This window comes from Nocardioides sp. NPDC047086, assembly GCF_040643685.1.
Classification (GTDB): Bacteria; Actinomycetota; Actinomycetes; order Propionibacteriales; family Nocardioidaceae; genus Nocardioides.
The window spans coordinates 1-8,776 of sequence record NZ_JBEYUV010000005.1 but is presented as its reverse complement, the minus strand read 5'-3'; the positions used below and the strand labels follow the sequence as shown (position 1 = coordinate 8,776).

Genomic DNA, 8,776 nt, shown 5'->3' with positions numbered 1-8,776 from the left:
GCCACGGCCGTGGTGACCTGGGCGATGTCGCGGACCTGGTTGGTCAGGTTGGAGGCCATCGAGTTCACCGAGTCGGTGAGGTCCTTCCACCGGCCGGCGACGCCAGGAACCTCGGCCTGGCCGCCGAGACGGCCCTCGGTGCCGACCTCGCGAGCGACGCGGGTGACCTCGTCGGCGAAGGTCTGCAAGGTGGCGGTCATCGAGTTGAGCGTCTCGGCGAGCTCGGCGACCTCACCGCGCGCGGTGACCGTGATCTGCTGCGACAGGTCGCCGCGGGCGACGGCCTTGGCGACCGAGGAGATCCCGCGCACCTGGGAGGTCAGGTTGGAGGCCATGGTGTTGACCGAGTCGGTCAGGTCGCGCCAGGTGCCGGAGACACCGCGCACGTCGGCCTGGCCGCCGAGGCGACCCTCGGTGCCGACCTCGCGGGCGACGCGGGTGACCTCGGCGGCGAACGAGGACAGCTGGCCGACCATCCGGTCGACGGTGTCCTTGAGCTGCGCCATCTCCCCGGAGACCTCGATGGTGACGGTGCGGGACAGGTCGCCGTTGGCGACGGCGGTGGTGACCTCGGCGATGTCGCGGACCTGGGCGGTCAGCCGCGAGGACATCGTGTTGACCGCGTCGACGAGGTCGCGCCAGGTGCCGGAGGCGTTCCGCACCCGGGCGCGGCCACCGAGCTTGCCCTCGGTGCCGACCTCGCGGGTGACCCGGGCGATCTCCTCGGTGAGCGTGGCGAGCTGGGCGACCAGGCCGTTCACGCTCTTGGCGACCAGCAGCGGGTCGCCCTTGAGGGCGCGGGTGCCGTGGCGTACGTCCATCGTCTGGGTGAGGTCGCCCGCGGAGACGGCGGCGACGACCCGGGCGACGTCGGCGGTCGGGCGTACCAGATCGGAGACCAGCTTGTTGGCGTCCTCGACGGCGCCGGCCCAGGCCCCGCCCCCGATGCTCGGGCGGAGCCGTTCGTCGTGGTGGCCGTCGCGGCCCGCCTCGCGGCGCACGCGCGCGATCTCGCCGGTCAGGTGGGTCAGCCGATCGGCGATCTCGTTGTGGATCGAGGCGAGATCACCGAGCGGCCCGTCGACAGGCTCCAGCCGGCCGGTGAAGATACCGTCGCGCATCGCGGTCATCGCGTCCTTGAGTCGACGCAGCTCGACCTGATCGACCGTCACCTGCTCGGGGAGCTTGGTTGACCTCGATGCGTCCGCCGATGAGGGCATCCCTGCCTCCTCTCGCGCTGATACACGCTTCTGCTGAAGTGTCGCACTCATCGCCTGACCGTGGCCCACAAATCCTGGTTCACCACCGATTCTGGTAATTCCTTGACTTACCGATCGGTACCTTCCGGTGAAGGTCTCCAATCCGCCGGCAAACGGGTGCACAATCGGCGGTGGTCATGAGCAACGGAGCGAGGACACTCTCGCGCACCTTCGAACCGGCACCCACGTCGGTCTCCGAAGCGCGCCGTTTCGCGCGCGAGGTGCTGGCCGGGTGGGGCCTCGACGACCTCCTCGACGACGCCGTCCTGCTGACCAGCGAGCTGGTGACCAACGCCGTCACCCACGCCGGCACGCCCATGACGGTGGCGGTCGTACGCGAGGAGGACCGGCTCCGCATCGACGTCTTCGACCAGCACCCGACCCGGGTGCTGCCGGTCGGGGCCAACGCCCGGCCCGGGACCGGTGAGCACGGACGCGGGCTGCTCATCACCTCGGCGCTGGCGACGGCCTGGGGGGTGGAGTACCGCCGGGACCACAAGCGGGTGTGGGCCGCCTTCGCGCTGGTGGAGGCGACCCTCGACGTGGAGGCGCCCAACGGGGGAGTCCCGGAGGGCCAGGGCGTACGCCGCCGGGCGAGCGTGGCCACGACCGGCCAGGATCCGCTGGGGCTGAGCGGGCTCGCCCTCAACCAGCTCGCGCTCGGGGACATCCTCGACCTCGTCGTGGAGCAGACCCGGGAGCGGTTCGATGCCGATGGTGCGTACCTCCTGCTCGAGGACGAGATGGAGGACCGGTTCGTGGTGGCCGCGACCAGCGGGGCGGCGACGTCGATCATCGGGCGGAGCGTGCGCCGTGGCGAGGCCGGTGGGCCAAGCCTCAAGGCATCCTTCCGGCCGGTCGCGATCGCCGACCTGCGGGCGACCCCGGTCGGGCTGCTCAGCGGGCTCGAGCTGCGTTCGCTGGTGACGGTTCCGGTGGCCTTCGAGGGCCGGGTGATCGGCACCTTGGCCGTCGCGAAGAACCAGCCGGACGCCTTCGCGACCAAGGACGGCGCCGAGCTGCAGCGGGTCGCGGACTGGGCCGCGCCGAGCGTCGACCGGGCATCCACGCGGGCTGCCGACGGTGAGCGGCGCGCGTGGCTGGCCTTCCTGGGGGAGCTCGGCGTGATGCTGTCCGGCTCGCTGGACCTGGAGACGACGACCGCGATGACCGGGCAGGTCCTGGTGCCCCGGCTGGCGACGTGGTGCGGGATCTACCTCAACGATGCCCGCGACCATCCTCAGCTCCACTTCGCCTGGCACGCCGACGAGCACGAGCTCGACGCGGTGCGGGAGGCGTTGGAGGAGGCGGCGCCGGACGACCCCGAGGCTCCGGCCGAGCCCGACATCGACGGCGAGGTCGCGATCCTTCCGCTGGAAGCACGAAATCGGACCATCGGCTGGCTCACCCTCGGGCGGCCGGCCGGTGAGCCGCTGCGCCGCGAGCGCCTGCTCGTCGCGGAGGCCGTGGCCCGCCGGGCGGCGCTGGCGATCGACAACGCCCGTGCCCACACCGAGCTCCAGGAGATCGGCCGGTCCTTGCAGCGCAGTCTGCTCCCGGCGGTGCTGCCGGAGATCCCGGGCGTCGACATCGGGGTGGGCTACGAGCCGACGGGGGAGTTCAACGACGCCGGCGGCGATTTCTACGACATCTTCGCGCTCGGCGCCGGGCGGTGGGGCTTCATGGTGGGCGACGTGTGCGGCATCGGGCCGGAGGCGGCCGCGGTCGCCGGGATGTCGCGGCACACCGCGCGGGCGCTGATGCGGGCCGGCATCCCGATCGCGCCGACCCTGGAGCGGCTCAACGCCGCGATCAGCGACGAGGGCCTGCGGGGCCGGTTCATCACGCTCGTGTGCGGAACGCTCGAGGTCACCGCCGCGTCCCGCTTCCGTGTGCGGCTCGTCTGTGCGGGCCACCCGCCGCCGTTCCTCATCTCCCGTGCTCGTCCCGGCGTTCCCGCCCGTCGGGTCGGCCGGCCGCAGGCGCTCCTCGGGGTGCTGGACGCGGTCGACTACATCGAGGAGGAGGTGACGGTGGAGCGCGGTGACCGGCTCGTCGTCGTCACCGACGGCGTCCTCGAGCGGCGTGCCGGGGACACGATGTTCGAGGAGGCCGGGGTCGGGGCCGTCCTCGCCACGGGCATCGACGTGGGCGCGCAGGTAGTCGCCGACCGGCTGCTGCGGGCGGTCACCGACTTCTCCGCCCTGCCGCTCTCCGACGACATGGCCGTACTCGTCCTCGACCTGGGCAAGGGCGTGGCTACCTAGGGTGCGGTTTCCGAGGGTGCGCTGAACTCCTCGTGACCGAGCACCGCGAGCAGCCGGATCTTCTCCTCCGCCTCACTGCCGGGTACCGGCGTCAGCACCAGCAGGACCTGGCCCTGGTCCTGGGCGGACAGCACCTGGCAGTCGACGTCGATGCGGCCGACCTGTGGATGCAGCAGCGTCTTGTGGTCCTCGAAGCGGTGGGTGACCTCGTGGCGTTCCCACAGTTCGCGGAACTCCTGCGAACGGGTCTCCAGAAGGCGTACGAGCTCGCCGGCACGGCCGCGTTCGCCGAGGGCTCCGTAGGCCATCCGCAGGCTCGCCACCAGGCCGCGGCCGTGGTGGTCGTGGAAGTCCGGTGGGTAGACGTCCCGCGTCGAGGGGTCGGTGAACCAGCGGTAGGCCTCGAACCGATCCCAGCCGGTGAATGCCACCCGGTCCCCGAAGATCGTGGTCGCGAGCCGGTTGGCGACCAGCGTCTCGCCGAGCGCGGACATGATCATCGCCGGGGTGTCCTCGAGCCGGTCCAGCACGCGCAGCAGCGCCGGAGGGACGTGGCCGTCCTCGAACGTACGCCGCGGGGCGTTGTGACCGGCCAGCCGGTAGAGGTGGTCGCGCACGTCGATGGTCAGGCGCAGCGCCCGGGCGAGCGCGGAGAGCATCTGGTCGGAGGGCTGCGGGCCGCGCTGCTGCTCGAGGCGTACGTAGTAGTCGGTCGACATCCCGGTCAGCGCGGCGACCTCCTCGCGGCGCAGGCCGGGCGTGCGTCGGCGGGGTCCGACGACCAGGCCGACGTCCTGCGGGCGGAGCGCCTCACGTCGGCGTCGGAGGAAGTCGGCGAGGGAGGCGCGGTCCATGGCATCCATCATGCGGGGTGGGCGCGTACGCAACCAGGGACCGCCGATCCCACGATCACCGGGTCTCTCCCGCCGACGGCGTGGCCGCCGCAGGGTGGAGGCATGAACCTCACCGGAAACACCATCTTCATCCCCGGAGCGACCTCCGGGATCGGTCTCGCTCTCGCCCTGCGTCTGAAGGAGCGCGGCAACACGGTCATCGTCGGTGGCAGGCGTACGTCGCTGCTCGCCGAGCTGGCTCAGGAGCACGGCCTCGACACCGTCCGTATCGACACCGCCGACGCCGCCTCGATCGCCGAGGCGACCGCCGACGTGGTCGCCCGCTTCCCGGGGCTGAACGTGCTCGTCGCGATGGCCGGGATCATGCGCCCCGAGGACTGGACCACGCCGGGCTTCCTCGCCGATGCCGAGGAGACCGTGGTGACCAACCTGCTCGGCCCGATCCGGCTCATCGACGCGCTGGTGCCGCACCTGCGGGAGCGTCCCGGCGCCACGATCCTCACCGTCTCCTCGGGGCTGGCCCACACACCGCTGCGATTCACGCCCACCTACAACGCCACCAAGGCGGCGATCCACCAGCTCTCCGAGTCGATCCGGATGCAGCTGGCGCCGATCGGGATCCAGGTCACCGAGCTCGTCCCGCCGGCGGTCCGGACGGCCCTGATGCCGGGCCACGAGAGCGCCGAGCACGCGATGCCGCTCGGGGCGTACGTCGAAGACGTGATGGCACTCCTGGAAGCGTCTCCCGAGGCGCATGAGGTGCTCGTGGAGCAGGTCAAGCTGCTGCGCTACGCCGAGGTGCGCGGCGACTACGACCAGATCGTCGGGGTCCTCAACGCGGCCGAGGAACGGGTCCGCTGACCCCGGGTCTTCGCTCGATCCGGGGGTCCTAGACTGAGCCAACATGAGCGAGCTCACCGTGATCGTGCTGGCCGCCGGTGGCGGCACCCGGATGAAGTCCAAGACTCCCAAGATGCTCCACCAGATCGCGGGCCGGAGTCTCGTGGGCCATGTCCTGGCCGCGGTCTCGGAGGCCGGGGCGTCCCGAGTCGTCGCGGTCGTGGGGCACCAGCGGGAGCTGGTCGAGCCCCACATCGCCGAGATCCTGCCCGAGGCCGTGATCGCGGTGCAGACCGAGCAGCTCGGAACGGCCCACGCCGTGCGGGTGGCGGTCGAGGCCGGCGCGGTCTCCGGTGGGACGGTCCTGGTGACGTACGGCGACACGCCGCTGCTGCGCGGTGAGTCGCTGCGCGCGCTGGTGGCCGACCACGAGGCCGCCGGGCGGGCCGCCACGATCCTGAGCGGGATCGTGCCCGAGCCGTTCGGCTACGGCCGGATCCTGCGCGATGGTGCCGGGGTCAGAGGGATCGTCGAGGAGAAGGACGCGACCGACGAGCAGCGGGCGATCACCGAGATCAACTCGGGGATCATCGCCTTCGACGGCGGCTTCCTGGCCGGGGTGCTGCCGCGGATCGGCAACGACAACGCCAAGAAGGAGTTCTACCTCACCGACGCGATCGCGCTGGCGGTCGCCGACGGGCTCGGGGTGGACGCGTTCGTCCTCGACGACGTCAGCGAGGCCGAGGGCGCCAACGACCGGGCCCAGCTCGCTGCCCTGGGGAAGATCCTCAACGAGCGGATCGTGACCCGGTGGATGAAGGACGGGGTCACCGTGATGGACCCGGCCACGACCTGGATCGACGCCGACGTCGAGCTCGCGCCCGACGTGACCATCCTGCCCGGCACCCAGCTGATCGGTGCCACCCGGATCGACGAGGACGCGGTGGTCGGCCCCGACTGCACGCTGAAGGACACCGAGGTCGGCCACGGCGCCCGGGTGGTGCGTACGCAGGCAGAGCTCGCCGTCGTCGGACCAGGCGCCAACGTCGGGCCGTTCTCCTACCTCCGCCCGGGCACGGTGCTCGGCGAGGAGGGCAAGATCGGCGGCTTCGTCGAGGTCAAGAACTCTCGCATCGACGCCGGGGCGAAGGTGCCGCACCTGTCCTACGTCGGCGACGCCACGATCGGTGAGGGCACCAACATCGGGGCCGGCACGATCTTCGCCAACTACGACGGCGTCAACAAGCACAAGACCCGGATCGGGCGTCACGTGAAGTCGGGGTCGGGTGTGACCTTCGTCGCCCCGGTGGTCGTCGGAGACGGTGCGTCAACCGGTGGCGAGGCCCTCATCCGGGAGGACGTTCCGCCCGGTGCGCTGGCCGTCTCCGCAGGTCAGCAGCGGATCATCGAGGGGTGGGCACTGGCGAAGAGGGCAGGCACACCGCAGGCGGCCGCGGCCGAGGAAGCACTCGAGTCGGGCGTACCCATCCTCGGTGAACCCTCGACGACAGGCGAGTGACCCCCGGGGTTGGGTCCGGCAGCGAAGTTGGTGGAGAATCCAAGTGCAGTGACCCCGGGGGTAGGAGCCAGCACATGACCAAGCGCACCACCGAGAAGCAGTTGATGCTCTTCAGCGGCCGGGCTCACCCGGTCCTCGCCGAGGAGGTCGCCGACCTTCTGGGAACGAAGCTGACGCCGACCTCGGCCTACGACTTCGCCAACTCCGAGATCTACGTACGCTACGAGGAGTCGGTGCGCGGCTCGGACGCGTTCGTCATCCAGTCGCACACCGCGCCGATCAACCAGTGGCTCATGGAGCACCTGATCATGGTCGACGCGCTGAAGCGCGCCTCGGCCAAGCGGATCACCGTCGTGATGCCGTTCTGGGGCTACTCCCGCCAGGACAAGAAGCACCGCGGTCGCGAGCCGATCTCGGCCCGTCTGGTCGCCGACATGTTCAAGACCGCGGGCGCTGACCGGATCATCTCCGTCGACCTCCACGCCGACCAGCTCCAGGGCTACTTCGACGGTCCCGTCGACCACCTGATGGCGCTGCCGCTGCTGACCGACTACATCAAGGACAAGTACGGCTCGCAGCCCCTCGCCGTCGTCTCGCCCGACGCCGGCCGGATCAAGGTCGCCGAGCGCTGGGCGGCCCGGCTCGGTGGGGCGCCGCTGGCCTTCATCCACAAGACCCGCGACATCAACCGGCCCAACGAGACCGTCGCCAACCGCGTCGTCGGCGAGGTCAAGGGCCGGATCTGCATCCTCACCGACGACATGATCGACACCGGTGGCACCATCGTGAAGGCCGCCGACGCGATCATGGCCGAGGGTGCTGCCGGCGTGATCATCTGCGCCACCCACGCGATCCTCTCCGACCCGGCCGTCGACCGGCTGAAGAACTCCACCGCCACCGAGGTCGTCATCACCAACACCCTCCCGGTGCCGGAGGAGAAGCAGTTCGACAAGCTCACCACGCTCTCCATCGCCCCCATGCTCGCCCGCGCGATCCGCGAGGTCTTCGAGGACGGCTCGGTGACCTCGATGTTCGACGGCCACGCCTGACGCAGTTTTCGTTCGTGGCGGGCGACTTCGAGCTGACGACCGACGAGCTCCGTGTCGTCGCCCGCTACGTCGCGCAGGCCGCTGCCGAGGTCCTGCCGGTCTTCGAGACGGCCGTGCCCGGCGACCCCCGACCGCGTCTTGCGCTGGATTCGGCCTGGGAGTTCGTCGGTGGTGCCAGACGTACGCGGCTGCAGCGCGTCACCTCCCTGGATGCTCATCGCGCGGCGGCGGAGGCGCCGACCGAGGCAGCCTGGCTGGCGGCTCGCAGCGCCGGTGACGCAGCCTCCGCCGCCTACCTCCACCCGCTCGCCGATGCTGCCCAGGTCGGGCACCTCCTGCGTGCCGCGGCCAGCGTCGCCCGGATCGCGGAGATCGAAGCGTCGGGTGATCCCAAGGCCGCCGCGGCTTCTGTCGACCGTGCCGTCGAGCGCGCCGACCGGGTTCTCGTCGATGTGCTCGCGCGCTATCCCGTCGTGCCGGTCGGAAAGAACCGTGTCGCCCAGCTGATGAGCACCCTCGATCGTCGGCTTCGCAGGCCGGCTTCGGAGGTGGGACGCGGCCGGTGATGCTCGGTGGTCGAGCTTGTCGAGACCACCCCGCCCCGCTGGTCGAGACCACCCCGCCCCGCTGGTCGAGACCACCCCGCCCCGCTGGTCGAGACCACCCCGCCCCGCTGGTCGAGAGCACCCCGCCCCGCTGGTCGAGAGCACCCCGCCCCGCTGGTCGAGACCACCCCGCCCCGCTGGTCGAGCCGCCGGAGCCGCTAGGCGGAGGCGTGTCGAGACCAACACAGTTCCTCGGCTGATCGAGTCTGCCGAGAACTCCCTGCCGGAAGGTTTCCTCGAGGGCTGGTCTGGGCCGCCGACCCGTTCTTTGAGGGTGTTCTCGACGTGCCCCGGAGTCAAGGACGGCCTGCGGCCGCCGGCTTCGCCGGCCGCTTCGCGGTCCTGGACACCGGCGCCCGTCGAGAAAAACTTGGCTGGCTATC

7 protein-coding genes are annotated in these 8,776 nt (G+C 71.0%); 5 read left to right on the top strand and 2 right to left on the bottom strand.

Annotation, left to right across the window (positions count from 1 at the left end; all coding sequences use genetic code 11):
• The coding region (locus tag ABZ796_RS05465; RefSeq protein ID WP_357335249.1) for a HAMP domain-containing protein at positions 1–1,220 on the bottom strand (1,220 nt) is incomplete at its 3' end.
• A gap of 176 nt (positions 1,221–1,396) precedes the next feature.
• Between ABZ796_RS05465 and ABZ796_RS05460 the strand changes: the two genes are divergently transcribed.
• Positions 1,397–3,526: a SpoIIE family protein phosphatase gene (locus ABZ796_RS05460; RefSeq protein WP_357335247.1), complete on the top strand. Its 2,130-nt coding sequence runs from the start codon at positions 1,397–1,399 to the stop codon at positions 3,524–3,526.
• On the opposite strand, the gene ABZ796_RS05455 is transcribed toward ABZ796_RS05460, so the two are convergent.
• The gene (locus ABZ796_RS05455; RefSeq protein ID WP_357335245.1) at positions 3,523–4,380 is read right to left on the bottom strand and encodes a helix-turn-helix transcriptional regulator; all 858 of its coding nucleotides are present in this window, start codon (positions 4,378–4,380) and stop codon (positions 3,523–3,525) included. The genes ABZ796_RS05460 and ABZ796_RS05455 overlap by 4 nt on opposite strands.
• Before the next feature lie 102 nt (positions 4,381–4,482).
• Here ABZ796_RS05455 and ABZ796_RS05450 point away from each other — a divergent pair, with 102 nt between their 5' ends.
• The 4 genes from ABZ796_RS05450 to ABZ796_RS05435 all read left to right on the top strand — a co-directional run bounded on the left by ABZ796_RS05450 (position 4,483) and on the right by ABZ796_RS05435 (position 8,354).
• Entirely contained in the window at positions 4,483–5,241 is a 759-nt protein-coding gene (locus tag ABZ796_RS05450) for an SDR family NAD(P)-dependent oxidoreductase (RefSeq protein WP_357335243.1), read from the top strand.
• A 43-nt stretch (positions 5,242–5,284) separates the two neighbouring features.
• Positions 5,285–6,739: a bifunctional UDP-N-acetylglucosamine diphosphorylase/glucosamine-1-phosphate N-acetyltransferase GlmU gene (gene glmU, locus ABZ796_RS05445; protein ID WP_357335241.1), complete on the top strand. Its 1,455-nt coding sequence runs from the start codon at positions 5,285–5,287 to the stop codon at positions 6,737–6,739.
• Between the two features lie 74 nt (positions 6,740–6,813).
• Positions 6,814–7,788 carry a ribose-phosphate diphosphokinase gene (locus ABZ796_RS05440; protein WP_357335239.1) on the top strand — a complete coding sequence of 325 codons (975 nt, stop codon included), beginning with the start codon at positions 6,814–6,816 and terminating at the stop codon, positions 7,786–7,788.
• A gap of 14 nt (positions 7,789–7,802) precedes the next feature.
• Positions 7,803–8,354, top strand: coding sequence for a putative immunity protein (locus ABZ796_RS05435; protein ID WP_357335238.1), 552 nt, complete (start codon positions 7,803–7,805; stop codon positions 8,352–8,354).
• Positions 8,355–8,776: the final 422 nt, after the last annotated feature.

Bases quoted from the DNA above. Each gene is read 5' to 3' on its own strand.
- ABZ796_RS05440 (WP_357335239.1), top strand. From the start codon at position 6,814: ATGACCAAGCGCACCACCGAGAAGCAGTTGATGCTCTTCAGCGGCCGG.
- ABZ796_RS05455 (WP_357335245.1), bottom strand. From the start codon at position 4,380: ATGGACCGCGCCTCCCTCGCCGACTTCCTCCGACGCCGACGTGAGGCG.
- ABZ796_RS05460 (WP_357335247.1), top strand. From the start codon at position 1,397: ATGAGCAACGGAGCGAGGACACTCTCGCGCACCTTCGAACCGGCACCC.
- glmU (WP_357335241.1), top strand. From the start codon at position 5,285: ATGAGCGAGCTCACCGTGATCGTGCTGGCCGCCGGTGGCGGCACCCGG.
- ABZ796_RS05450 (WP_357335243.1), top strand. From the start codon at position 4,483: ATGAACCTCACCGGAAACACCATCTTCATCCCCGGAGCGACCTCCGGG.